Origin of the sequence: Mediterraneibacter sp. NSJ-151 (assembly GCF_022487435.1) — a bacterium.
Taxonomy (GTDB): domain Bacteria; phylum Bacillota; class Clostridia; order Lachnospirales; family Lachnospiraceae; genus Schaedlerella; species Schaedlerella hominis.
This window is the reverse complement of record NZ_JAKVPP010000007.1, coordinates 122,047-148,323: the sequence shown is the minus strand read 5'-3', so window position 1 is coordinate 148,323 and position 26,277 is coordinate 122,047. Positions and strand designations below refer to the sequence as shown.

At 37.2% G+C, this 26,277-nt stretch carries 19 protein-coding genes and 1 pseudogene; 16 read left to right on the top strand and 4 right to left on the bottom strand.

Annotated elements, in window-relative coordinates; all coding sequences use genetic code 11:
* Positions 1-187 precede the first annotated feature (187 nt).
* The 11 genes and pseudogenes from LQE94_RS09195 to LQE94_RS09145 all read left to right on the top strand — a co-directional run bounded on the left by LQE94_RS09195 (position 188) and on the right by LQE94_RS09145 (position 14,455).
* Positions 188-1,723 carry a DUF5597 domain-containing protein gene (locus tag LQE94_RS09195; protein WP_240577510.1) on the top strand — a complete coding sequence of 512 codons (1,536 nt, stop codon included), beginning with the start codon at positions 188-190 and terminating at the stop codon, positions 1,721-1,723.
* Between the two features lie 128 nt (positions 1,724-1,851).
* Positions 1,852-2,940, top strand: a complete 1,089-nt coding sequence (locus LQE94_RS09190; RefSeq protein WP_240577509.1) for an STAS-like domain-containing protein — start codon at positions 1,852-1,854, stop codon at positions 2,938-2,940.
* 32 nt (positions 2,941-2,972) lie between these two features.
* Positions 2,973-5,015, top strand: a complete 2,043-nt coding sequence (locus tag LQE94_RS09185) for a GH39 family glycosyl hydrolase (RefSeq protein ID WP_240577508.1) — start codon at positions 2,973-2,975, stop codon at positions 5,013-5,015.
* Positions 5,016-5,265: 250 nt separating this feature from the next.
* A complete protein-coding gene (locus LQE94_RS09180; RefSeq protein ID WP_240577507.1) occupies positions 5,266-6,138 on the top strand; it encodes a sugar phosphate isomerase/epimerase family protein in 873 nt (290 codons plus the stop codon).
* Between the two features lie 13 nt (positions 6,139-6,151).
* Positions 6,152-6,592 carry a C-glycoside deglycosidase beta subunit domain-containing protein gene (locus LQE94_RS09175; RefSeq protein ID WP_118737330.1) on the top strand — a complete coding sequence of 147 codons (441 nt, stop codon included), beginning with the start codon at positions 6,152-6,154 and terminating at the stop codon, positions 6,590-6,592.
* Positions 6,593-6,714: 122 nt separating this feature from the next.
* On the top strand, positions 6,715-7,851 hold the full coding sequence (locus tag LQE94_RS09170) for a nucleotidyltransferase family protein (protein ID WP_240577506.1): 1,137 nt from the start codon (positions 6,715-6,717) through the stop codon (positions 7,849-7,851).
* 87 nt (positions 7,852-7,938) lie between these two features.
* Positions 7,939-8,136: pseudogene (locus LQE94_RS09165) on the top strand (hypothetical protein); the annotation flags it as partial.
* A gap of 261 nt (positions 8,137-8,397) precedes the next feature.
* Positions 8,398-9,486, top strand: coding sequence for a substrate-binding domain-containing protein (locus LQE94_RS09160; RefSeq protein ID WP_118737332.1), 1,089 nt, complete (start codon positions 8,398-8,400; stop codon positions 9,484-9,486).
* A 247-nt stretch (positions 9,487-9,733) separates the two neighbouring features.
* A complete protein-coding gene (locus tag LQE94_RS09155; protein ID WP_118737333.1) occupies positions 9,734-11,233 on the top strand; it encodes a sugar ABC transporter ATP-binding protein in 1,500 nt (499 codons plus the stop codon).
* 2 nt (positions 11,234-11,235) lie between these two features.
* On the top strand, positions 11,236-12,261 hold the full coding sequence (locus LQE94_RS09150) for an ABC transporter permease (RefSeq protein WP_240577505.1): 1,026 nt from the start codon (positions 11,236-11,238) through the stop codon (positions 12,259-12,261).
* A gap of 1,045 nt (positions 12,262-13,306) precedes the next feature.
* Positions 13,307-14,455, top strand: a complete 1,149-nt coding sequence (locus LQE94_RS09145) for an ATP-binding protein (protein WP_240577504.1) — start codon at positions 13,307-13,309, stop codon at positions 14,453-14,455.
* Positions 14,456-14,592: 137 nt separating this feature from the next.
* Here LQE94_RS09145 and LQE94_RS09140 read toward each other — a convergent pair whose 3' ends face one another.
* The gene (locus tag LQE94_RS09140; protein WP_240577503.1) at positions 14,593-16,332 is read right to left on the bottom strand and encodes a [FeFe] hydrogenase, group A; all 1,740 of its coding nucleotides are present in this window, start codon (positions 16,330-16,332) and stop codon (positions 14,593-14,595) included.
* Positions 16,326-18,158, bottom strand: coding sequence for an NAD(P)-binding protein (locus tag LQE94_RS09135; protein ID WP_240577502.1), 1,833 nt, complete (start codon positions 18,156-18,158; stop codon positions 16,326-16,328). Before LQE94_RS09135 ends, LQE94_RS09140 begins: the two co-directional genes overlap by 7 nt.
* 299 nt (positions 18,159-18,457) lie before the next feature.
* On the opposite strand from LQE94_RS09135, the gene LQE94_RS09130 reads away from it, so the two are divergent.
* The 3 genes from LQE94_RS09130 to LQE94_RS09120 all read left to right on the top strand — a co-directional run bounded on the left by LQE94_RS09130 (position 18,458) and on the right by LQE94_RS09120 (position 21,261).
* Positions 18,458-19,345 (top strand): DegV family protein, encoded by an 888-nt coding sequence (locus LQE94_RS09130; protein ID WP_240577501.1) that lies wholly within the window; start codon positions 18,458-18,460, stop codon positions 19,343-19,345.
* Between the two features lie 17 nt (positions 19,346-19,362).
* Positions 19,363-20,043 carry a YoaK family protein gene (locus tag LQE94_RS09125; protein ID WP_240577500.1) on the top strand — a complete coding sequence of 227 codons (681 nt, stop codon included), beginning with the start codon at positions 19,363-19,365 and terminating at the stop codon, positions 20,041-20,043.
* Between the two features lie 282 nt (positions 20,044-20,325).
* On the top strand, positions 20,326-21,261 hold the full coding sequence (locus tag LQE94_RS09120) for an ROK family glucokinase (protein WP_022074770.1): 936 nt from the start codon (positions 20,326-20,328) through the stop codon (positions 21,259-21,261).
* A 265-nt stretch (positions 21,262-21,526) separates the two neighbouring features.
* On the opposite strand, the gene asnA is transcribed toward LQE94_RS09120, so the two are convergent.
* Positions 21,527-22,537, bottom strand: coding sequence for an aspartate--ammonia ligase (gene asnA / locus LQE94_RS09115; protein WP_022074769.1), 1,011 nt, complete (start codon positions 22,535-22,537; stop codon positions 21,527-21,529).
* Positions 22,538-23,376: 839 nt separating this feature from the next.
* Here asnA and LQE94_RS09110 point away from each other — a divergent pair.
* Together LQE94_RS09110 and LQE94_RS09105 are read left to right on the top strand one after the other, a co-directional pair.
* Positions 23,377-24,303, top strand: a complete 927-nt coding sequence (locus LQE94_RS09110; protein WP_240577499.1) for a TMEM198/TM7SF3 family protein — start codon at positions 23,377-23,379, stop codon at positions 24,301-24,303.
* Positions 24,304-24,359: 56 nt separating this feature from the next.
* Positions 24,360-25,181, top strand: coding sequence for a PHP domain-containing protein (locus LQE94_RS09105; protein WP_022074761.1), 822 nt, complete (start codon positions 24,360-24,362; stop codon positions 25,179-25,181).
* Positions 25,182-25,260: 79 nt separating this feature from the next.
* Here LQE94_RS09105 and LQE94_RS09100 read toward each other — a convergent pair whose 3' ends face one another.
* Entirely contained in the window at positions 25,261-26,151 is an 891-nt protein-coding gene (locus LQE94_RS09100) for a helix-turn-helix transcriptional regulator (protein WP_240577498.1), read from the bottom strand.
* Positions 26,152-26,277: the final 126 nt, after the last annotated feature.

The window sequence follows — 26,277 nt, the reverse complement described above, 5'->3', positions numbered from 1 at the left end:
GATTGATTAATCAATTCATTTTTAAATAGTATACCAAAAAGAAAAGAAGTAAACAATTCATATGATTAATATTGTTATATAAATATTACGATATTAAGATTGAGAACAAAAGATATAGTGGAATATAATAAAGACAAGAAACATGTTCGAACAGAGAAAAGCAAGAATCAGAAAAGGAGAGCAAATCATGATACCAAGAATTCAAAACGACAACGGAATCCCAACATTATATGTTCACGACAAACCATTCTTTGCACGCAGCGGAGAGATTCACAATTCAAGTTCCAGCAATCTGGATTATATGGAAGAGCATGTATGGCCGGCACTAAGAGAATTAAATATGAACTCAGTAATTGTTCCACTATATTGGGAGACAATGGAACCGCAAGAAGGAATATTTGATTTTACATTGCTAGATGGATTAATCGGCCAGGCAAGAGAAGAACAGAAACATTTAATTTTCTTGTGGTTTGGGCTTTGGAAGAACGCTGAATCTATGTATGTGCCTGCTTGGATGAAACAGGATACAGATACATACTTTCGTGTACGCAAGGTAAATGGAGAATCAATCAATACAATTTCACCATTTTGCGAGGCTGCGATAGAGAAAGATGCGAATGCATTTGCAAAAGTGATGGCACATATCCGCGAAATTGATGAGCAGAAATCGACAGTAATTTTCGTGCAGGTAGAAAATGAAATAGGTCTGCTTGGTACGGAACGAGATTATAGCAAAGAAGCAGAAGAAAGGTTCAAAGAAGCAGTGCCGGAAGAATTAAAAGAGATATGTCCGACAGAGGGAAGTTGGAAAGAAGTGTTCGGAGCGGATGCAGAAGAGTACTTTATGGCATATTATTTTGCAAAGGCAGTAGAAAAAATTACAAAAGCAGGACAGCAAAAATATGCACTTCCATGTTATGCCAATGCATGGCTTCGCCAGTATCCATGGTATGCAGGGTCTTATCCATCAGGAGGTCCGGTCAAAGAGGTGCATCATATTTGGAAAATTGTAGCACCATCGTTATTTACGCTGGCACCGGATATTTATGTTCCGTATGTGGCAAATGTCATTGATGAATATGGATATGAAGGTAATCCACTGGTGATTCCGGAAGTGAGAAAAGATGCAGTGACTTCATCTTATTGCTTGTATGCATTTGCAAATAGTAATGCAATTTGCTATTCACCATTTGGAATTGAAGAACTGGTATTACCGCCGGAAGCAATTGACAAGCCGCCAATGGAAGTTATGATTGCTCTGAATATTGACCCATCTGCATTTGACATCGCAGGAAGCAAAGATTACTTAAAACGTACTTATGAGATGGTTGAACAGATGGAACCATTATATTTGAAATATCGTGGAACAGATAAGTTGATGAGTTATGTGAAAAAATCCGATACAGATTATGGAACATATTTTAGCTGCGAAGAATATGATATTGCGATTGCTTATGCACCGAAGGGACAGGCAAAACCATTAGCAGCAGGTGTGATTTATGAGCTCGCTCCAAATAAATTTCTGATTGGAGGAATGATGAGTACATTTACATTCCGTGCAAAGGCAGGGGAAAATAAGAAAGTTGATCTTCTTCGGTTAGAGGAAGGAGATGTAGTGAACGGCGAATGGAAGGCTGGAAGAATCCTTAATGGAGATGAAAAGATGATGCTTCAGCTTGGAGATATGCCGGGATGGAAATATGTAGAAGTATATAAATATTAAGTTGTAAGTTATAAGAAAAACTGATATGAAACATATGAGAGAAATTCATTTGTTTTGTATTAGTTTTTTTTATTAAGATTGAAGTTTTATAATAAACATGATAAAGTTATAAATAAGAAAAATAAAATTTGAATTTAACAAAATATAGTTCAAAAAAAGGAGCTGATAATATGTCGTTCCAGGAAGAAAAAAGAAATAGTATTAAAAGATACTTGTTAGAAAAAATCAGGAATCAAGATACTGATTATATAAAAAAGACGATGGATAATTTTCGGATATCGGTTACAACTGTAAAACGATATTTGAAAGAACTTCTGGAACAGGGAATACTGGAAGAACAGAAGCAATCGGAATGTGGTTATCGCTTGAAAACAGAAGAATATCGATTTGTCTATGATGCTTCAGATTTTTTAGTCGAAGATAAGATCTATTTTCAAGATATCCTACCTTTATTGCAAAACATTTCAAAAGAGGCATCTGCCATATGGAGCTACGCATTTATGGAAATGATGAACAATGCAATTGAACATGCAAATGCAGAACATATTTTATGTTATGTTAAGAAAGATGCTTTATATACGGAAATTTCAATAACAGATGATGGAATCGGTATTTTTGAAAATATCAGGGCATACCTAGAAAAAGAATGTGGATATTCTGCGGATATTCAAGATGCAATTTTGGAATTATATAAGGGAAAATTGACAACGCAAAGTGAAGCACACTCTGGTGAAGGAATCTTTTTTGTTTCCAAAGTATTGAGAGAGTTTGCAATTTGGTCGGGACAAAGTGTGTTTACCACAGGAAGATATACAGAAGAAAAGTTAATTCAATCGCATTTGATTTTGTATTATACTAGTCTTAAGTCAATCGGAACGATGGTTGTGATGAAGTTGGAAAATGATACAACGCATACATTAAAGGAGGTGTTTGACATGTTTGCACCGATAGAAGAAGGATTTGTAAAAACTGTAATACCATTAAAAAAAGTGTGCCCATATGGAGAACCAATTGCACGTTCACAGGCTCGAAGAGTTGTTTACAGACTAGAACAGTTTAAGCAAGTAGAATTTGATTGCAGCGGAATTGATTTTATGGGACAGGGATTCGCCGATGAAGTGTTCCGTGTGTTTCAGAATAAATATCCAGACATTCAGTTGGAAGTCACCAATGCGAATGAAACTGTGCTGGGAATGATAAGACATGTGAAGCGGTAAGACAACAATTGGAAAAGTAATCGGAGTAAACTATGGAGAATTGGATTCAGATAGGAAATAATCAAAAGAATAAAACGGACAGATTCAGAGAGGATGAGAGAAGCTATATTGTTCAAGGATTGGTATCTGTCTGGATAACTGGAAAAGGTTTGCTGCAGACAAACTCTGACGATGTTCGTATGCGTCAGATTGTAAAGTATGTGGATGAAAATCGTCAAAATCATGTGAGTTTATCAGAACTTGCAGATGAAATGTTTACAGCGACCTCTACATTATCCAGATTATTTCAGAAGCAAACTGGAATGAAATTTGCAGAGTTTGTAAATCGGGTGCGAATCTATTTTGCAGCAGAGGATTTGATGACAACTTCGAAGGCAGTTACGAAAATTGCAGTGGATAATGGATTCTCTAATGCTTCGGTAATGAATCGTGTGTTTCGACAATATTATCAGTGCACTCCGGTAGAATATCGAGAGAAGAAAAAAGAAGAAAAAGAGTGTACTACGCCAACAAAGAAAGAAAATAGAGATAAAAGAAATAAAAACAAATCTCTCGACACGGAAAATAGTGCAATTGAAGTTAATGTGAGACGAAAGAGCAAGTTGACAAAAATTTGGAATCAGGTAGTGAATATTGGTTCGGTTTATAATTTGACACTTGCTAATTTGCAATATCATACAATTTATCTTACAGAAACGTTGGGATTTTCATATGTACGGATATGGAATGTTTTTTCTAAGAAGATGATGATTACAGATGGAAAAACGCAAGGAAACTATAATTATGATATGATTGATCTGGCATTAGATTTTTTAGTGTCTCATCATATAAAACCATTTGTAGATTTGGGAAGAAGACCAGATACAGTATTATCATCTATGGGAAATACATTATATTTCGAAGAAGAATGTATTGTATTTCAATCAAAAGATATCTGGATAGCAATGTTGAAAGATTTTATTCACCATATAATAAAGCGATATGGAAAAGAAGAGGTAGTACAATGGAAATTTGAATTATCCAGTGATATTGTGCATTTTGCAAGAAATCAATATTATATCGATAAGGAGTATGACTATAAAGAATGCTATAGATCTTCCTATCAGGTTATAAAAAAGGCATTGCCAGATGCCTGCGTAGGAGGACCTTCTGATGTAACAAATGATGTAAAATTTTTGCATGAATACTTACAATATAGTAAAGAAAATAATTGCTTGCCAGAATTTATTTCTATTCTTTTGTTTCCATATGATTCTTCGAGGAAGGATGGAAAAGTAAATTATTATCGTACACAGTCAGAAAATTATGAGTATGAAAAACTACAGTCTATTCATCAAATTATGGAAGAAGGAGAGGTCGATATCCCTCTTTATGTGGTTGAATGGAACAGTTCTATTTCAAATCGTAATTTTTTGAATGATTCTTGCTTTCGGGCTTCCTATATAACAAAGAAGATTATTGAAATACTTTCAATGGCAGATATGGTATGTCTTTGGATGGGCTCTGATTGGGTAAGTAATTATTTTGATACGAAACGAATTGCAAATGGCGGAAGTGGTTTGATTACAAAAGATACAATTCGAAAACCGGTGTATTTTGCATTGCAGTTTTTGAACCAATTAGGAGAAGAACTGCTATTACATAATGAAGAATTAATTGTTACAAAAGAGATAGGAAAAGATGTTTATCATATCATTGGTTTTCATTATCAAAAATATGAAGATACTTATGTTGTTGCAAATGACCCCATTGATTCGCCGGAGAAAGTAGAGAAAATATTTTTGACAAATCAGGAATGTAATATTGATTTGGTTTTGAAAAATGTGGCTGATGGTAATTATACAATCACATCAAATCGTATTTGCAGAGAAAAAGGAAGTATTCTGGATGAATGGAAGAAATTTCAATACGAAGAAACCCTTACAAATGAGGATATTAAATATTTGAGAGAGATTACACAACCGGAACGACGGATGGAAGGAGTAATGTCAGTGGAAGGGAGGGTTCAAATTAGAATGACACTGAGGGGACAGGAGATTATATTGTTGCATGTATCAAAAGATGATGCATGCTAGGTATAGTTTTCATAATAGAAGATATTTATGTCAAAGTTGAGATAGAACTGGAAAAATTAATAAATCATAATATAGTCAGGCATGATACGCAATAAATGATAACAAAATGTTGCGTGTTATGCCTGCTTTTTCATGTAGAATGCAAAAATAGGAAAATATTTGGAAATTGAAGGAAAGAAAAATGTTAAAAAAGGAGATAAAATAAACTCAACGAAAACAAAACGGAAAAGATGACAAGGAGGAAGAAAAAATGTATCAGTATGATAGAAAAGGACCAAAGCGCGGTGTTGCACTGTACAGTTATTCAGCAGAATTTGGTCTTACAAAATCATTGGAAGAATGTTTTGAAGATTTACACGACATGGGAGCTCATGGAATTGAGATTCTTGCAAACACACACATTGAAAATTATCCAAATCCGACAGATGAATGGGTGGAAAAATGGTTCCGTCTGTGTGATAAATATGAAATTGTTCCGGTTGAATATGGTAACTGGATCGATTCTCATGTATTGGGATACCGTGATCTGACAACAGAAGAATCTTATGAAATGCTGGCAAGAGATATCCGTCTGGCACATCGCCTGGGATTCACTGTTATGAGAACAAAAATGCCGGTAATCAACGACGCACTGGAGCCGGTAAAGAACTGGCGTGAGATTATCAAGATGGCACTGCCACTTGCAGAAGAACTTGGAATCAAGATGTGCCCTGAAATCCATACACCATCTAATCTGAAAGGAAAGATGGTAACAGATTACGTTGATTTTATCAAAGAAACAGGTACAAAGAATTTTGGATTGAATATTGACTTCAGCGTGTTCCGTACAGAATTCTCAGAAGGAGAATATCGTGATCCAAATTACACACCGAATGTGCCAGAAGATTTGATTCCGTTATTGCCATATATTTACTGCTGTCATGCAAAATTTATTAATATGAGTGATGAGTTTGAAGAGACAACGATTCCTTATAAAGAAATTATTGAATTGCTTAAAAAACAAAATTGGGACGGATATCTCTTGAGCGAATATGAAGGTGCAGATAAATATGAACCTGGATACGAAGTGGGACAAACGCTTAGAAAACATCATATTATGATGAAAAATTATATTGGTGATTAAGGAGGATTCGAAAATGGAAAGAGAAGTAATACAGTCTGTAGGATTTCGTAATATTAAAAAAGATGGAGATACAATAGGATTTCAGTTCAAGATTAGACTTCCATATTATAGAGGAATCTTCTTGAGCCAGATTCGACCAGGTACATTGTTTGTAGATGGAGAGAAATTTGAAAAAGAGGATATTATCTGGAATATTCATGGAGAAGATTATACTTATGAAGAAATGAAATCGAATTTCCAGACACACTGGGATGTGACAACACCGGCAGTGTTGAAAGTAAAGAAATCGGGTGGGCTTGTTCAAGGATTCCATGATTTGAAATATGGATTCTGCTTTACATCATCTTATATGCCACCAGTTATGCAGGATACATTGAATCCGGATGAAGAAGCGTTTATCTTTATGCCAGAGTTTGGACATCATGTAAATGAGAGAAGATTGTTGATTGTATAAATGCAATTAAAATAAAGAAGAAATAGTAAATAATTGTCGGGAAGATGATTATTTGCTATTTCTTTTTTTATAGCAAAAGTTATAATAAGGATAGATGAGAGTAAAATCGGAGGAAGAACTTTATGAAAATTACAGCATTAATAGATGAATTTGAACCAATCGAAATCAACAGAACAAAGTTATTCCAACACATAAAAAAGAAAACAGAAGCCGATGGACTTGTCGTTGTTACAAGTGGAAATTTTACACAAAAAGGACTTCTGGCATCTGTAAGTAAATACAAAAAAGCAGAGATATTGAGGAAACAGGGAGCAGATATTGTGTTGGAAATTCCAGTATATTGTACATTGACAACCTTTGATACCTTAGCATTTGCAGCAGTATCGATGTTGGAAAAACTGAATTGTGTGGATGAACTTGCAATTTTGTGTGAAGATGCAGATGAAAAATTGTTGAAAGACATGATTCAGTTCTTATTTATTGAACCTAGAGAATATCAGCAGAAAATAAAACTGTGTATGGAAAACGGAAAGAATTTTGCAACTGCATGTGCAGAAGTGACCGAAGAATTTATACCGGGAGCAAAAGCTATATTGGAAAAACAGCAGAATATCCATGCGATTGAATATGCAAAAGCAATGAAGCGGATGTACAGCAATATGAAGATTCGTTTTGTGAATATGAATGAATTTATCGAACGTCAAGACAAAATAAAAGAAACATCGGATAAGTACGCAAAAGGAACAGATGTGATAACAAGATTTGAAGCTCGGTTAGAAGAACAGCTGATGCAAATGTTAGCATTACATACAGAGGAACAGAATACAAAGTATCTGAATGAAATCTCGGGCGGTTATGGACCGATGACAAAACAGATTTTAAAAGTTTACAACAAGTGCAACATTCAAAATGGAAATTTGTTCTTTGAACAGCTTGCAAATGTAATATCATATCAGAACTATTCAACAGAAGAATTAAGAAGATACCTATTGAAAGTTCTCATTGGTGTACGTCATGTTGAAATATCTATTTGTGGGATTTATAGTTATGCGTTATATGTGCGGGCTTTGGATAATAATGCAGAAAAGGATATTTACAAGAGGATAAAAGAATATTCCTGGATTCCGGTTTTGTTAGAAAGTAGTGAAGCGGAAGCAAGGAAAAATCTGAAATTGCCTCAGATGGATGATTCCAGACGGATGCTGCTGGAATTGGATTGGAAGGCACAGGAGTTGTATGGAATAATGAGTGGAAAGTAAAAGAATAACCCATATCACTTTACTTAGTATGTAAGTAATCCAGAACCGACAAAAACGATTACAAACGAAGTGATTTTCAGAGCTGTGAAAGGACTGGCATCGTGTCTGAATCGTTATTATGGACAGAAAGTAATTATTTTATTGGATGAATACGATACACCAATGCAAGAAGCATTAAAACAAATAGAAGAAAAGCAATATGATGCGGAGTTGTTGGAGCAGGGAATAAAGAAATCACAAATCAGGCATTATGGGTTTGCATTTTTTGACTTTTGTGCGAGTTAGAAACTATTCTATTTTATAAAGATTACAGAAAGTGATATGGATATTTCAATTCTTCTTAAGTGGAAAAGGGAAGAGGTAAATGATATCTTCAAACCAGAAAAATAAAGGACAAAAAAATGCATATATTTTTTGTCCTTGTATTATTTTGAAGTTAAAATAAGACTGAAAATAATATGAAAATGGATAGATAAAGAAAAGCTTTTTCAGGATAAAGAGATATAATTAAATCATAATCAAATAAAAAAGAAGGGAGAAATCACTATGAAAAAGAAAATTTTAGCAACTCTTCTTGCTGGTGTTATGGTTCTTAGCCTTGCAGCATGTGGAAGTAATGAGTCAAAAAAGGATGGTAGTGATACAGCAAAATCAGATGAAGGAGCTACACATATTTATGTGTTAACTGCAGCAGAAGATCACGGATGGACAGGTTCTGTTGCAACATTCGCAAAAGAGAAAGTAGAAGAAGTGAACAAAGATGGAAAATATTCCGCAGAAGTAATTACTTCTTCTGATGCAGCTGAACAGATTAATAAAATCGAAGATATCGTAGCAAGTGGAGAGGAAGATATCGCAGTAGTTGTACAGCCTATGGATGATACAGTCCAGTCTGCAATTCAGCAGTTAGTAGATGCAGATATTCCATTCGTAGAATTTGACCGTATCATTGATGCAGTGGCTCCAAGCGCTGTTTCAAATGTAAAAGGTGATAATCAGGGAATCGGTGCCGGTGCGGCAGCATACTTTGTAGAAAACGGAATGAAACCTGGAGATAAAGTATATGTTTACGAAGGCGACACATCTTCAGTTACAACATTACGTGACAGCGGATTTACAGATTATCTTACAGGAGAACTTGAATTCGGCGGATCTAAGATCGCAGACGATGCAAAATGGACAGAGGATGACCTCAAAGCAATTACATATTCAGGAGCTATGAACTGGAGCCGTTCTGATACAAAAGAATCATTTGAGTCTCTGATGGGAGATGCTTCTAACGCAGACATCAAATGGATCTATGCACAGGATGATGAGTTGACAATGGGTATCTTAGAAGCCCTCAATGGTGGTGGAATCAGTGATTCTACAAAAGATGCTTTCTATGCTAACAAACCTGTTATCACAGGATGTGGCGGATTAGATGAACTTTACGAAGTACTTCGTGGTAACTCATATCAGGATATCGCTGGTAAGCTTGGCGGAATCATGTCAGTTACATATAGCCCGGCTATGATCCAGACAGCAATTCAGGATATGGTTGATCATCTTGATGGTAAAGACGTAGAACAGGATCATGTGATTGAATGTGAAGATGTTACATCTGACAATGTTGCAGACTATCCTTCATTCTAAATCTTGTAGATAGAAGTTATTAAGGAATTTGATACGGGAGTCTGCTTGCAGACTTCCGTATATTTTACTGTGAACACTTAGCGAGGTTTTGTCGAACCTAGTGACGCTGGTGTTACCTAAGAATGTTTTGTTTATATATGAGCATCTAAATTTATTTACTTGTGAGTCAAAAATGATATAATAAAAGATAGATGTTGATCTGTCAGCAAAACGACAGAATAGAGAGAAAAACGAGGAGGAAACGTGCATGAAACGACTGGAAATGAGTGGAATATATAAAGCATTTAACGATATTCCGGTGTTGAAGGATGTACATCTGACAGTGGAAGCAGGAGAAGTACATGCACTGTTAGGTGAGAATGGTGCCGGAAAATCAACATTGATGAATGTGCTGACCGGAGTATACCGAAGAGATGCAGGAAAGATTCTGTTTGATGGAAAAGAATTGAATAATACATCAGTCAAACAGACAGAGCAGCAGGGGATTGCATTTGTCCATCAGGAACTGAATCTGTTCAATGATTTGCTTGTTTATGAAAATATATTTCTTGGAAAGGAATATACCAATAAATTTGGAAAATTGGATAAGAAACGAATGAAAGATGAGGCAAAGAAATTATTTGCTGAACTGGAAGTAGAGATTGACCCGGATGAGAAAGTAGAAGAACTGACGCCGAGCCAGAAACAGTTGCTTGAGATATCAAAGGCATTATTTTTTAATGCAAAGTTATTGATCTTAGATGAGCCGACAACATCTCTGAATAACCAGGAAATCGATCATTTATTCCGTATTATCCGCAGATTAAAGGAAAAAGGAACATCATTTATTTTCATTTCCCACAAGATGCCGGAGATTTTTGAAATTGCAGATCGCTATACAGTACTGATGAATGGAACATTTATTGGAGAAGGCAATATTGCAGATACCAATCCGGAAGCAATCACAAAGATGATGGTAGGTTCCAATTACAATGCAGAGGAAAATTATCAGACGCGTGCATGTGGAGATACCATCTTAGAGATCAAGAATTTTACAGGTCATGGATTTAAAAATGTAAATCTGGATGTGAAAAAGGGCGAGATCGTTGGAATGACAGGACTGCAGGGATCCGGAAGCAGTGAATTGTTACAGGGAATCTTCGGTGTGACTCGTGCAGACGGTGGTGCAATTCATGTAAATGGAGAAAATGTTCCGCTACATTCGATACATAAAGCGATGAAACATAAAATCGCGATGCTTCCTGCCAACAGAAAAGAAAATTCAGTGATCGCGGATATGAGTTTACTGGAAAATATGTATCTGGCAGAACATACATTGTCAGCAAAACAATTCCAGATTTCAAAGAAAAAAGAAGAGGACAAATTTGCAAAATACAAAAAATTGTTGAATGTAAAGGCACAGAACAGTGCAGATCCAATCACTTCTTTGAGTGGAGGAAATCAGCAGAAAGTATTTCTGGCAAGATGGCTGAATACAGAAGCAGAGATTCTTTTGCTGGATAATCCGACACAGGGAATTGATGTAGGAGCGAAAGCGGAAATTTACAAATTGATTTTGGAGCTGGCAGAATCCGGAAAAACCATTTTGATCAACACATTGGAGATTCCTGAATTACAGAAAGTGGCAGACCGATGTGCAGTATTTTATGACGGAGAGCTTGTGAAGATGTTAAAGCATGAAGAAATCAATGAAGAGACCGTTATGATGTATTCTACAAATGCACTGAATGCAGGGGAGGAGCGATAAAGATGAAAACAAAAAAATCAATGTTGGGGAAAATATGGTCCCGCTATAATTATGTATTTGTATTTTTAGTAATCTTTTTAGTATATGCGTTATCGAGCAATGGATTGACATGGAACGGGGTGATGAATATATTTCGTCATTCTGCTGTAGTTGGAATTATTGCACTTGGGATGGGTCTTGTATGCCTGACTGGTGAAATCGATCTGTCAGTAGGTTCAATGCTGGCAATGGTCAGTGGATTTGCAGTTGTCATCTTTAATATGACGGATAATATTTTTATAACATTATTATTTACAATTGTATTTGGCGCAATATGTGGATTAATTAATGGTGTATTAGTCGGTGCAGTAGAAATGCCAGCGTTTATTGTGACACTTGCGACAATGTTAATTTATCGTTCCGTAGCACAGTATGCATGCCAGCATATTTCAAAAGAATTATGCGGAGGTGGAAGTTCTGTTTATCGTATGACATCCAGCCACACTTCGTATCAGGCATTGTATCAGTTTGGAAATGGAAAATTTCTCACAATTCCGGTGGTAGGACTTATTTTGCTGATTATGACAGCACTGATTGTGTACATTTCTACGAGTACAAAATTTGGTAAAAAGGTATATGCAATTGGAAGTAACGAAAAAGGTGCCAAAATGTCGGGAATCAGTGTTAGTGAAATGAAAGTGGTTGTATTTGTTATAGCGGGTGTTATGACAGGTATTGCAGCATTTTTGTGGATTGCAATGAACGGATCTTCCGACCCGGCAACGACAGGAAAAAGTTATGAAATGTATGCAATCGCAGCAGTGGTACTCGGTGGAATCAGTATGTCAGGCGGAAAAGGAAGATGTCTTGGCATTTTGTTCGGAGCTATGTCTTATACAATCATAGATAAAATAATTGTGGCCTTGAAGATGGATTCACTAATTAATGATGCGATTAAAGGAACGATTTTGATTATCGTAATCTTGATTCAGCTCGCAGGACCGAAGGTAAAAGAGCTTGTAACAAGCAGACGAGTTGGAGAACGATGACAGAGGTTAGAAGAAAATTGGGAGAGTTATACGGGGGAACATCCGTATGTGAAACTATTTAAATAATCGTAAATGAAATATATAATTGAACATGTTGTTGTAAAGTGCTGTTTTCAGAAATGAAAGCAGCATTTTATAAATTGGGGGAATATAGATGATTGAGTTGCTATTTAATTCACTGGGTGGCAATACGTTCCTTACAAAAAATTGATATAAGAATTCTTGCTCAGATTCCATGAGCGGGAGACACATAAGAGCGTAAATTTTTGCGGGAAGCAAATGAATTTGAACTCAAATTTGCTGCTACGCAGCTTCAAACATGTTCGTTCAAATTCATTAACACAAAGATTTACGCTCTAAGCGTCTCCAACGCTCACTCCATATTCGCTCGAATTTCTTATATCAATTCTTTGTAAGTAATGTATTGGCTCAAGTTGTGAAGTAAATAGAAGTCAAAAGATGTTGGGGAAGATATCTGAGATAGTGGATTTTAGGAAATTGAAGATGCAAAATTTCAGCAAGAGTTATCTGCAAGTTATAGAAAAAGCAAGTTGAGGATGCAAAATTTGTGAAGGAAGCATCCTCAAATATTAGAACAGACAAGATGTAGATGCAATTGTACATGATAGGCAGGCTTAAAAGTATCTGCAAGTTTAAAGAAAAGCAAGTTGCAGATACAACAGCTGCCAAAAAAGCATCTGCAACAGCGAATATTAAGCCAGTGCAGATACAACGGTTGCTACAAAAGCATCTGTACAAGCAAATAACCTCATGATATAGATACATCAGATACCAGAAAAGTAAATCGCCTCATCCCTCCACTTATTTCAATCACGGTACACCTTTAAGAAAGAAAAGACTATACAATCCAGCGAATTGGAGTCGGGCTTGCCCGACGAAGCTGAGCAGGAGCGCATAGTCTTTTCTTTCTTGGAGGCTGTCGTGAACTAAATAGCAAACCCGCAGTTGCCGTAATCCTTAAAACATGGTAGGATGTTAAAGGTATATTTGATAAAAGACATCATATAGAGAAGGAATTATAAAGATGGAAATTACAGTACAAGAGTTAAGAAATCTGAATCAAAACAGTTATCAGATTATTGATATGCGGGATGAGACTGAGATATCGCACGGGAGTATTCCGAATGCGGTTCATATGTCGGCAGAAGAGATAGAAAAAGTGATAGAGAATCAGACAGAAGGAGTATTCTCAAGAGAAAAAAAACTTGTAATATGCTGTGCGAGAGGACGTGTTAGTGTCGATGTAGCAGAAGCATTGTGTGAATCTGGATATGATGCGGTAAGTCTTCAAGGAGGTTACATTGCATGGTTGCTCGATACGATGAAGCAGCAGGAGGCAGATGAAATCTGCGCAGATGTGGAGCAGAGTATCCGGAAGAAATTTCATAAACCAATCTGGAGCAAATTCACAAAAGCAATCAATCAGTACGAATTGGTAAAAGAGGGCGATCGAATCGCAGTTTGTATTTCTGGTGGTAAGGATTCTATGCTAATGGCAAAGTTGTTTCAGGAGTTGAAAAGACATAATAAGTTTCAGTTTGATGTAAAATTTCTTGTTATGGATCCGGGATACAGCCCTGCAAACAGACAGGTTATTGAGGAAAATGCAAGAAAGCTGAAAGTGCCGATCACGGTGTTTGAGTCAGATATTTTTGATTCTGTATACAATATAGAAAAATCACCATGTTATTTGTGTGCACGAATGAGAAGAGGACATTTGTACAGTTATGCAAAAGAATTAGGATGCAATAAAATTGCTCTGGGTCATCATTACGACGATGTTATTGAGACAATTTTGATGGGAATGCTGTACGGGGCACAGGTTCAGACAATGATGCCGAAGCTTCACAGTACAAATTTTGAGGGAATGGAATTGATTCGTCCGTTATATCTGGTTCGAGAGGATAGCATTAAAGCGTGGAGAGATTACAACAATTTGCATTTTATTCAGTGTGCCTGCAAATTTACGGATACATGCACAACATGTAATAACGAAGAAAATCAGTCAAAAAGAATGGAAATCAAGGCACTTATCCAGGAATTAAAAAAGACAAACAAATATGTTGAAGGAAATATTTTTAAAAGTGTCGAGAATGTGAATTTAAGTACGATTGTGGCATATAAAGAGCATGGAGTGAAGCATCATTTCTTAGATACATATGATGAAGAGTAGAATAAAAACTAAGTAATCAAAGAGATATAAAAAAGAGACGCAGCCGTTATCGAAAACGGATATGCGTCTCTTTTCTTCATACAAATAGGAAGGCTTAGATTTGGTTTAAAAAATTAATATTGTGTTAAAAAAGTTATTTAAGCTTTTGGCATCTCCCAGGCATTATGGTCTGTGTGAAGAAGCATATGTGCCTTGTGCGATAATGGTCTCTCCATGTAGTCAGAGTACAACTTCTGTACATCTGGATTTTCATGAGAGAAACGAAGTGGTGCATTGGCATCAAGGAAGTAGAGATTTTCACCACGTTCATGGGCAAGTTCTTCTCCGTCATGGATTGGCTGACCGCCACCTCCAACGCATCCGCCAGGACAGGCCATAACTTCTACGAAGTCGTAGTGTACTTCACCGTGTTCGATTGCTTCGAGTAATTTACGTGTATTACCGAGTCCGCTGACAACAGCAGCTTTTACAGTTGCACTGCCAAGCTGTACTTCAGCCTCTATAACACCTGTTTCAAAAGATGGGCTTCGTACAATTTTAAATGCATCCGGCTCTGGATTTTTACCTGTTACAAGATAGTGGGCAGAACGAAGAGCTGCCTCCATAACACCTCCGGTTGCACCGAAGATTACACCGGCACCGCTTCCTTCTTTCATAAGTGGGTCGCATTCACGGTCTACTAATGTAGAAGGTGAAATGTGTGAAGAGCGGATCATACGTGTAAGTTCGCGGGTTGTAAGAACCGCATCAATATCATTTCCGGCATATTCTTTATAGAACAGTTCCATGTTTCGTTCGCCTTTTTTAGCAACGCAAGGCATGATGGAAAGTGTGTAAATATTTTCTGGTTTTACGCCAATTGATTCAGCAAAATAAGTTTTCATGACTGCACCAAACATCTGCTGTGGAGATTTTGCAGTTGATAACTGTGGAACCAGATGAGGGTATTGCGATTTGATAAATCGAACCCATCCAGGGCAGCAGGATGTAAACATTGGACGTAATTTTAATTCGCCTTTTGTAAATCTCTGCAGGAATTCATTTCCTTCTTCCATAATGGTCAGGTCAGCAGAGAATGTTGTATCAAATACATAATCTACACCAAGACGTTTGAGGGAATCCATGATTTTGCCTACAGTTGCCTCTTCACGAGATAATCCGAGAGCTTCACCCCATGCGGCACGTACAGCAGGAGCAACTTGTGCAACAACTACCTTACTTGGATCGGCAATGGCACGAAATACTTTTTCTGTATCGTCTCTTTCATGAAGTGCACCAACAGGGCAATGGGTAATGCACTGTCCACAAAGTGAACAAGATACATCAGAAATCTTTTTGTTTCCTCTTACGTTTACGGTTGTTCTAGAACCGGTACTTGTCACATCCCAGATATGTAAATCCTGAATTTTATCACAAATCTGGATGCAGCGCATACATTTAATACATTTTTTGGAATCGCGGATAAAAGGAAAATCCTTATCCCATGGAAAATCTTCCAGTCTTTGTTTATATGGAATATCAAGTATATTCAAATCATTTGCGATTTTCTGTAATGTACAGTTTCCACTTCTGACACAAGTTGCACACTGGCAGTCATGCTGAGATAAGATAAGCTGTACCGTTTTTTTGCGGGCATCACGAACCTTAGGACTGTTTGTGTAAATAACCATGCCTTCTATCGCAACGTTATTGCAGGAGGTCATAAGACGCTCCATCCCTTCACGTTCGACAACGCAGACACGACAGGCTGCGATATCGTTAATGCCTTTTAAATAGCAAAGTTTTGGAATCTGGATGCCGATGGATGCAGCCGCTTCCATAATGGTTGTACCTTCCGGTACGGAGATTTTTTGATTATCAATCGTAATATTTACCATAATGTTTCTCGACCTCCTTTGAAGCTTCCATAACCGAAGTGATCACAGCGCAGACAACGTCCGGCTTCCTGATCTGCCTCAGCTTTGGACATGCAGTTTTCAACACCATCAAAGTCGCAGACGCGTTCACCTGCTTCTCGTTCCGTTAAGTTTACTCTTCCGCAAGGTTTACGATCGGAAAGTTCTGGTTCCGGAATCTCAACATCACAGCTGATGATGTGATGATATCCAAGATATTCATCAATGTTTGCTGCGACTACTTTAGCAGCTGCAATTGCTTTGATTACAGTTGCAGGACCGGATGCACAGTCTCCACCGGCAAATACGCCAGGAATGTTATCAAATCCGCCGGATGTTGCAGTCTGGATCTTACCGCGCTGAACAGGTACACCGGCTTCTTCAAAATGCTGAAATTCGATATCTTGTCCGATGGCAACGATCAGTGTCTGACAAGGAATAAATACGTCTTCTTCTCCTGTCGGTCGTACACTTGCGCGTCCGTCTTTGATCTTGCTGATCATTTGCGGAGTAACATAAATACCGGTTACATGATTATTGTCATCTACCTGGATTTTGGATGGAGCCATCAAAGTCTGTACCTCAATTCCTTCAGCGACAGCCCCTTCAATTTCAGCTGCAAGAGCTGTCATATCAGCTGTACGACGACGATATACAATGCTTACCTTTTTGGCACCGAGACGTTTTGCAGTGCGGACTGCATCCATAGATACATTACCGCCACCAATAACAGCAACTTCCTGTCCCTCAAGATTTGCAGGTGTTCCTTCCCCGACATCACGGAGGAAACGAACTGCGGAGAGGACTCCGTCTGCATTCTCACCTTCGATACCAAGTTTTTTATCTGTACTTGCTCCGATTGCAATCAGGACAGCGTCATAATTTTCACGAAGACTCTGGATAGTCATATCTTCACCGATTCGTTTACCATATTCAACTTCGACACCTGTTTTTAAGATTGCATTAATATCATCATCCAGACGGTCTTTAGGAAGACGATAATTAGGGATACCATAGCGAAGCATACCACCTAATTTTGGAAGCATCTCAAATACATGTGTCTGATGTCCCATTAACTGCAGAAAATATGCAGCACTTAGTCCAACCGGACCTCCACCTACAACAGCAATTCGTTTACCTGTGGATGGTGAACAGACCGGAGGTGGAACTTCGCCTGCAAAGTCAGCTGCTACACGCTTGAGACCGCGGATATTGACAGCATCGTCAACAATATTACGGCGGCAACGTGCTTCACAAGGATGCTCGCAGATAAAACCACAGGTTGTAGGGAATGGATTATCCTTTCTGATCAAGCGGATAGCATCTGCGTAACGACCTGCTTTTACAAGTGCGATATAACCAGGAATGTCAACATGTGCAGGACAAAGCGATACACAAGGAACCGGCTGGGTATACTGGCATGTACATCTTCCCTGACGAATATGCTCTTCATAATCTTCACGACAGCCTAATAAACTTTTGTAGACCATATGAGCAGCTTCGTATCCGATCGGACAGTCAGAACTTTCCATAATAGAAGTAGCAAGCTCCGTCATTTCATCTAATGTCTGCATGGTAGCTTCGCCATTTAAAACATCTGTTAAAAGGTTTTTTAGCTGCCAGAGACCGACACGGCAAGGAACACATTTGCCACAGGATTGTGTGTGACACATTTCAAGAAAGGCACGGGTCATATCTACAGGACAAAGTCCCGGAGGGCTGGATTCGATTCGACGTTCCAGATCACGATAGAGTCCTTCAACAACGACCTGAGCCCGGATAGGGGTAGGGATTTCTAATCTACTCATATCAAATTCTCCTTTTCATAAATTATTAAAATTGCAAATGTATTTACGTATCAAGCGTAACACGTAAACTCAATTAAGTTTATTTTATGCGATAAACTAAAAAAAAGCAAGAAAAATGCACAAAAATCTAAAAAATAGTTTGTTAAATTTTATGCAATATAACGATAAAATTTTAACGTTGTGTTTTTCACAAGGTCAGTTTATACGAACTTAAAAGAGAAAGAAAAAAGGAATTGTCTTTTATGGGAAATGCTTTATAATAGGAAACAACGTAAGTGATAACATGGAGGAAGTAGCAGATGGGAGAGTATATTTTAAGTTGTTGTTCTACGGCAGATATGCCAAAAGAATTTTTTGAAGAACGAAAGATATCATATGTTTGTTTTCATTATTTTATGGATGGAGTAGAGTATCCGGATGATCTTGGACAGTCTATGCCATTCCAGCAGTTTTATAAAAAGATGCAGGATGGTGCTGATACCAAGACATCACAGATCAACGTAGGCGAGTTTGTTGAATATTTCCGACCATTTCTTGAAGATGGAAAAGATATTTTACATGTGACATTGTCATCAGGAATTTCAGGGGTTTTGAATTCAGCACGAACAGCGAAAGAGATGTTGGAAGAAGAATATCCGGACCGAAAGATTTATATTATTGATTCGCTTGCAGCATCTTCTGGATATGGACTATTGATGGATAAGCTGGCAGATTTGCGAGATGAAGGAAAATCCATTGATGAGGTTGCTTCATGGGCTGAAGAACATAAGCTGGAAGTACATCATTGGTTTTTCACAACAGACCTTACATTTTTTATTAAAGGGGGAAGAATATCTAAGATTTCGGGATGGTTTGGAACAGCGTTAGATATTTGTCCACTATTAAATGTAAGCAATGAGGGAAAATTAATTCCAAGATTTAAGATACGTGGAAAGAAAAAAGTCAGCAAAGAAATAGTGAAGAAGATGGAGCAATTTGCCGTTAATGGTTTACAATATGCAGACAAATGCTTTATGTCCCAGTCAGCATGTTATGAAGATGCAAGAAAAGTTGCAGATATGATAGAAGAGCGTTTTCCGAATCTGAAAGGAAATGTTATGATCAATGACATTGGGACCACGATTGGAAGTCATACAGGCCCTGGAACTGTTGCATTATTTTTCTGGGGAACAAAACGAGAAAATTAAGAGAGAAGTGTAGAAAAATGAAACATTCGAAACAAATGTCGGAATCCATTCGACTGGGAATTGTGCTTGCAGTAGCAGGAGGATTTATGGATGCATATTCCTATATGTGCAGGGACGGGGTATTTGCAAATGCACAGACAGGAAATATGCTTTTACTTGGAATTCATTTATCACAGAAAGAATGGGGGCTGGCGGCACATTATTTCTTCCCGGTGATGGCATTTGCAATCGGAATTGCGCTGGCTGAAGTGATTCGTTACAAGAGTAATGAAGAAGGTTTGTTTCACTGGAGGCAATTTTCTGTATTAGTGGAAGCTATTGTACTTATGGGTGTAAGCTTTATTTCACAAGATATGAATACGCTGGCGAACAGTCTTACATCTTTTGCATGCGGAATTCAAGTAGAAAGTTTTCGTAAGATTCATGGAAATGGGATCGCGACAACAATGTGTATTGGTAATTTGCGAAGTGCAACACAGAATCTGACGGATTTTTTTAGAACAAAAAAAAGCAGTTGTTTGCAAAAAAGTCTTTTGTATTATGGCGTGATTTTATGCTTTGTGATGGGTGCTATCATTGGAAATAAGTTCGTAATCCTAATGAAAGAAAGAGCTATTTTAATTTGTTCAGCTCTTTTGTTTGTTGCATTTATCATGATGTTTGTAGATCGCGAAAAACAGGAGCATAAAAAAATATAGTTAAATGATAGCAAAGTTATTGGTTGACGAAAATATAACAAATTAGGTAAAATATAATTCAAGTCGAGCAGCCGCGAGACTTGGCGCGTGATTCTGGTCAGCGTAAGCTGACACATTCTTTACAGAATCACTGCGCATCCTCGCGGAGCGTTTATCTCAGTCGGAGATTGGACTCCCACTGAGACAAATCTGCTGTTACTCACCACCTGAAAGAGGTGGGAGTCTTCTCGACTGAGATAAAAATAAGAAAGGAAACTGAAAGAGATTCAGCGAGGTAAAGGCATGAAAAAATATGGATTTGGTGTAGATGTAGGGGGAACTACTTGCAAAATTGGTCTGTTTGATATGAGCGGTGTGATTCTTGAAAAATGGGAAATCAAAACAAATACAGAGAATAACGGAGCATCTATATTGGATGATGTTGCAGCATCTGTACTTGGTAAGATGGAAGAAAAGAATATTGATAAAGAAGATGTTCAGGGAATCGGACTTGGCGTGCCTGGACCAGTTGACAATGAAGGTGTAGTACATAAATGTGTAAATCTTGGCTGGGATGTTGTAAATGTTGAGAAAGAACTGGAAGAGAAGACAGGGCTTCTTGTCAAGGCAGGAAATGATGCGAATGTAGCTGCGCTCGGTGAGATGTGGCAAGGTGGCGGAAAAGGATATCAGAATGTTGTTATGGTCACACTTGGAACAGGTGTTGGCGGCGGAATCATCGTCGATGGTAAAATAATTGCAGGAGCTAATGGAGCCGGAGGAGAGCTTGGCCATATCCATATGGATGATGAGGAAACAGAATGCTGTGGTTGTGGAAGAAAAGGTTGTCTGGAACAGTATGCATCTGCTACAGGAATTGTACGTATGGCAAAGAAGAAGCTTCAGACTGAAACAAGAACAACAAAATTGACAGCTTTTGATCCATTAACAGCAAAAGATATTTTTGATGTAGCAAAAGAAGGAGATGAAGTAGCGTTAGAGTTGGTAGACAAGCTTTGTACAGTGCTTGGAACTGCTTTGGCAAATGTAGCCGGTGTAGTAGACCCAGAGGTTTTCGTAATCGGCGGAGGTGTTTCAAGAGCGGGAGACATTCTTATTGAAGGAATCCAGAAAAAATATTCTGAAATAGTATTCCAGGCATGTCGTGAGACAAAAGTGACACTTGCAACACTTGGAAATGATGCAGGTATGTATGGATGTGTTAAATTATTATTCTAAAATTATAAAGAATTTTAAATGATATAAAATAATAAAAAATGGTAGATAACACTTCAAAAAGTGTTGTCTACCATTTTTTATCTCAGTCGAGAAGACTCCCACCTCTTCAGGTGGTGAGTCTTCTCGACTGAGATAAACGCTCCGCGAGGATGCGCAGTGATTCTGATAGGAATATGTCAGCTTTGCTGACCAGAATCACGCGCCAAGTCTCACGGACGTTCGACTTGATTGTATCAGTCAAAGCAAGTATCAATTGTGGCAGAGATTACAATAACTGAATGCCATGTTCTCTTGCACATTGAAGGACTTCTTCAGGCCAGATAGAAGACTGGACTTCACCGATATGTGCTTTTCTTAAGTAATACATACAAATACGTGACTGCCCGATACCGCCACCGACAGTGTAAGGAAGTTCTTTGTTAAGAAGAGATTTCTGGAATGGAAGGTTGGCACGTTCCTCACAATCAGCAAGCTTAAGCTGGCGGGCAAGTGAATCTTCATCAACACGAATTCCCATAGAAGAAAGCTCTAATGCAATATCCAAAACCGGATAATAAACGATGATGTCACCATTTAAATCCCAGTCATCATAGTCAGGAGCACGTCCATCGTGTTTTTCTCCTGAAGCAAGTTCTTTACCGATTTGAGAGATAAATACCGCTTTTTTTGCTTTTGCGATCAGATATTCACGTTGTTTTGGTGTTTTGTCAGGATACATATCTTCTAATTCCTGAGAAGTTACAAAGAAAATATCATCAGGCAATAATGGCTCAATGTAGTTATAACGTCTGGAAATATAGTTTTCTGTTTCTTTTAATGCACTGAATACTTTTCTTACTGTATATTCCAAGGTTTCTGTGTTACGTTCTTCTTTGGAAATGACTTTTTCCCAATCCCATTGATCGACATAAATAGAATGAATATTATCAGTATCCTCATCACGACGAATGGCACTCATGTCAGTGTAGAGTCCTTCTCCAGAATGAAAATTATAATGCTTTAATGCATATCGTTTCCATTTGGCCAGTGAATGAACGATTTCGGCAGGTGCATCGTCCTGCTCTTTGATACCGAAAGAAACAGGTCTTTCTACTCCATTTAAATTATCATTCAGTCCGGATTCCGGGCGGACAAATAATGGGGCGGAAACACGTGTCAAATGCAAGGATTTCGCAAGTGCACGTTCAAAATAGTCTTTTACTTCTTTGATAGCAACTTCTGTCTCGCGAATTGTAAGAGGAGACGAGTAGCCTTCAGGAATTGTTAAATGTTCCATACTTTAAACTCCTTTATCTATGATTATAAGAGACGATTAAAAATTCAACTCTTATGAAAGAATATACCTATTGTACTGATTCTTAAAAAAAAAGTCAATAAATGTGTTTCAAGTACATTTTTATAAATAGCAAAGATGGTAATAGAAATCAAACAATATAAGACAGATAAATAAGAAGAAAAACAATAAAAAACTGATAATTAAATAAAAATATAAAATAAAGCAGAAAATATATTGACAAAAGTGAAAATGAATGTTAATATAAAGTCAACAAAAAGAACTGAACGAATACAATTGAACAGACAAAAACATCTGAAAGAGTGATAAATAAATCTTATTAGCTAAGATAAAAGAAAAGTAAAAAATCATTGAAAGAGATGGAAAAAGGTCTTCTTCAAAAAATATTCAGTAAGTTCCACTTATGAAGGATTCTCGATATTGGGTGAGAAGAGATAGAGAAAGATCATAATGACGAGAAAGTTATGAGAGAAGTAAAATCTATTTCGAACGTGATTCTCATCAGAGAACGAATCGTAAGAATAGAAAAGAATAGGAGGTATAGACCACCAGCATATTAAATGAATAAAGAATTACATATAAAGTAAGGGCTGATATGAATCGGATGAATAATCGTATCGGCTCTTACTTTTTGCTTTTTTATACGATAGGAAATGCTTTTTGAGGTTTTTAAACAGAAAAAATTTTTTCGTGTACATCTTGTGAACTTCGTTTGATTTACTTGTATAACAATGTAAAAATTGATAAAATAAGAATAGTATCAAAAGAAAAAGATACAGAAACATACGGGGAACTATAAGTATAAAAGAGGAGAGATTAAGATGGACATAAGTACAATAGCTGATCAAGTATATCAATATCTTAAAAGTGTAAATTCAGATACAGTGAATCAGGTTGTAAGTGAAAACATGATGATTGCGCTGATTGTTACAACTGTGATAGGTATATTTTTAAGTATGTTTGGTTTAAAACTGATTCGTTTGTGGAGTGCACTTCTTGGACTTGTTGCAGGTGCCGGAATTGGTTTTGCTGTGACAGAATTAGCAGGATTAGAACCGATGATTGTGGTAGGAGCAACCATTGGGGGCGGAATTGTATTGGCATTTTTGGCAGGATTTTTTTATCGTTTTGGAATATTTTTGCTGGCACTTTTGACAGGAACTTACATTGCAATCCTGTTCGTGAATCCACAGGATTGGATTTTCCTGGGTGTATGTCTGGCAATTGGCCTTGTCATCGCATTACTGGCATTGAAGTTTGTAGAACCAATCATGATTGTTGTGACAAGTATACTCGGTGGAGTGCTCGCAGGGGATGCAATTGCTACATTGGCGGAGTTTGATAATCCAATTTTCAGATACGGAATCATGGTACTGGTTGCAATTGTCGGTGGTATAATTCAATTCACACTGGAATCCGGTAAGCGTAAAAAGAAGAATTTGAAAAAAGCAGCTGAGATAAGAGAACAGAATTCTACAGAGAATGAGGTAGAAAAAGCAAGAGCTATGTTCGATGATGCCATTTTGTTAGATGACGAGCCGGACGATAAGTCAGATGATAAACCGGATGACAAGCCGAAGAAAGAACCTGACTTGAGTTATCTGGATGAAATCGATTTGGATGACGAAGAATATGAAGATGAAGAAGAAAGTGATTATGTTGACGGCTACAATCCAGACGATTATACAGATTTAGATGATCTGGAAGATGATGATGATTTTATTATTATTACAGATGATGATAAGTAATACAACTGTACTGCATAGATAGCAGACAGTAAGAAAAGGCAAAGGGGATGCTTCATATGAAAATTGATATGCACTGCCATGTAAAAGAAGGCTCTGTTGACAGTAGAGTCAGCGTAGAAGAATATATTACGATCTTAAAAGAAAAAGGATTTCAGGGAATGGTCATAACAGACCATAACACGTATAACGGATATCGTTATTGGAAAGAACATATCAAAGGAAAACGACACACAGATTTTGTAGTGTTAAAAGGAATCGAGTATGATACGAGGGATGCAGGACATATTCTTGTGATAATGCCGGAAGGTGTGAAGATGAAGCTTCTGGAGCTTCGTGGAATGCCGGCACCGGTGCTGATTGATCTGGTACATCGTAATGGAGGTGTATTGGGACCGGCACATCCATGTGGTGAAAAGTATTTAAGCTTTACGAATACAAAACGTTTTTACAAGTCCCCGGAATTGATGAAACGATTTGATTTTGTCGAGGCATTTAATTGCTGTGAGTCTCCCGAGTCGAATGATGGTGCAATGAAGCTTGCGGAAAAATATGGAAAAGTGAAAGTGGGCGGAAGCGATTCCCATAAGACAGATTGTATTGGAAAAGCATATACTATTTTACCTGAGCCTGTAACGTGTGAAACAGAATTGATTTCTATGATTCACAAAAAGACAAAATTTCAGGTTGGTGGTACATTCTATACGAAGACAACAAAAGAAAAGATGGGAAAGATCAATAAGATTCTGGCATATTCATTTTGGGTCTATAATAAAAGTGGGGAGCTCTTAAGGAGGCATGGAAGGAATTCCAAGATGGAAGAGGAGAATCCGTTTGATCCGATTGATCCAATTGAATTATACTTGCAAGGCAAGGAATAATATTGATAAAAAAGATGACATGTTCTTGGAGCGTGTCATCTTTTTTGTCAAAAAGGGTCAGTGTTTTGGTTATGAGGAATTATTCGTCAGAAGCTGTTTTCTTACGATATGCTCCCGGAGTAGTGTGATATTTTCTTCGAAACAATCTATTAAAATAAGAAAGATTATCAAATCCGGAAAGGGATGCAACTGTAAGGATTGATTCATCGGAAGATACGAGCTGGCGTGCAGCAATGGTGAGTCGGTAATCATTCAAATATTCAATAAATCCCATTCCCATATGCGATTTGAAAAATTTCATAAAATGCGATTTGCTATAATGAGTTAAATCAGCCATATCATCAATGGTAGTTGGTTCATCGTAATGTTCTTCTACATATTTTAAAATCATTTTCAATTTGTCCAGTGATTTTAAACGGGCACTTGAAATATTTTTTTTACTTATCTGGTTAGATATAAGAAGATACATGAGTTGAAAAAGTCTTCCTTTTACACCTAATTGATAGCCTTTAGGACGTATATCACACAACTGATCGATTTCCCGGATGCAGGATGCGATTTCTGAATAATAAGGAAGCGCAGGAGTAAAAAATGTTTCAGTTCGAATGTGGTTGTTTAAAAGTGGAAGAATAAACTGCTGTGCACATAAATCTTGCTCTCCGCTTATTAACATGGCAGGATCAAGAAGAATATTTTCATATTCCATGCGGAAATGTTCTTTTTGTTCTATAGAATGCAATTGCCCCGGGCGTACAAATACAATATCACCGGCGGAGACTAATTGAGAATGGAAATCTACAGATATGGTCCCACATCCTTTCGTGATTACGATAAATTCCAGTTCTTCATGCCAATGAAGAGGAACCTGATTAAAATCTACAGGAATACAGCAGAGATAAGTGTTGTAAGGAAATTCTATGTTAGTATGTGATTTTGATTCATGATAATTTTGATATTCATTCATATTCATAATAGAGCTCCTTTCATTTTGCAAAAAAATGTTATCAAAAGTAAAAGATTGGATTGTTAAAAACTATCATTTGTAAAATTGATAGTATTGTACTATAAAATAAGAGCATTTTGCAAGAAAAATAAA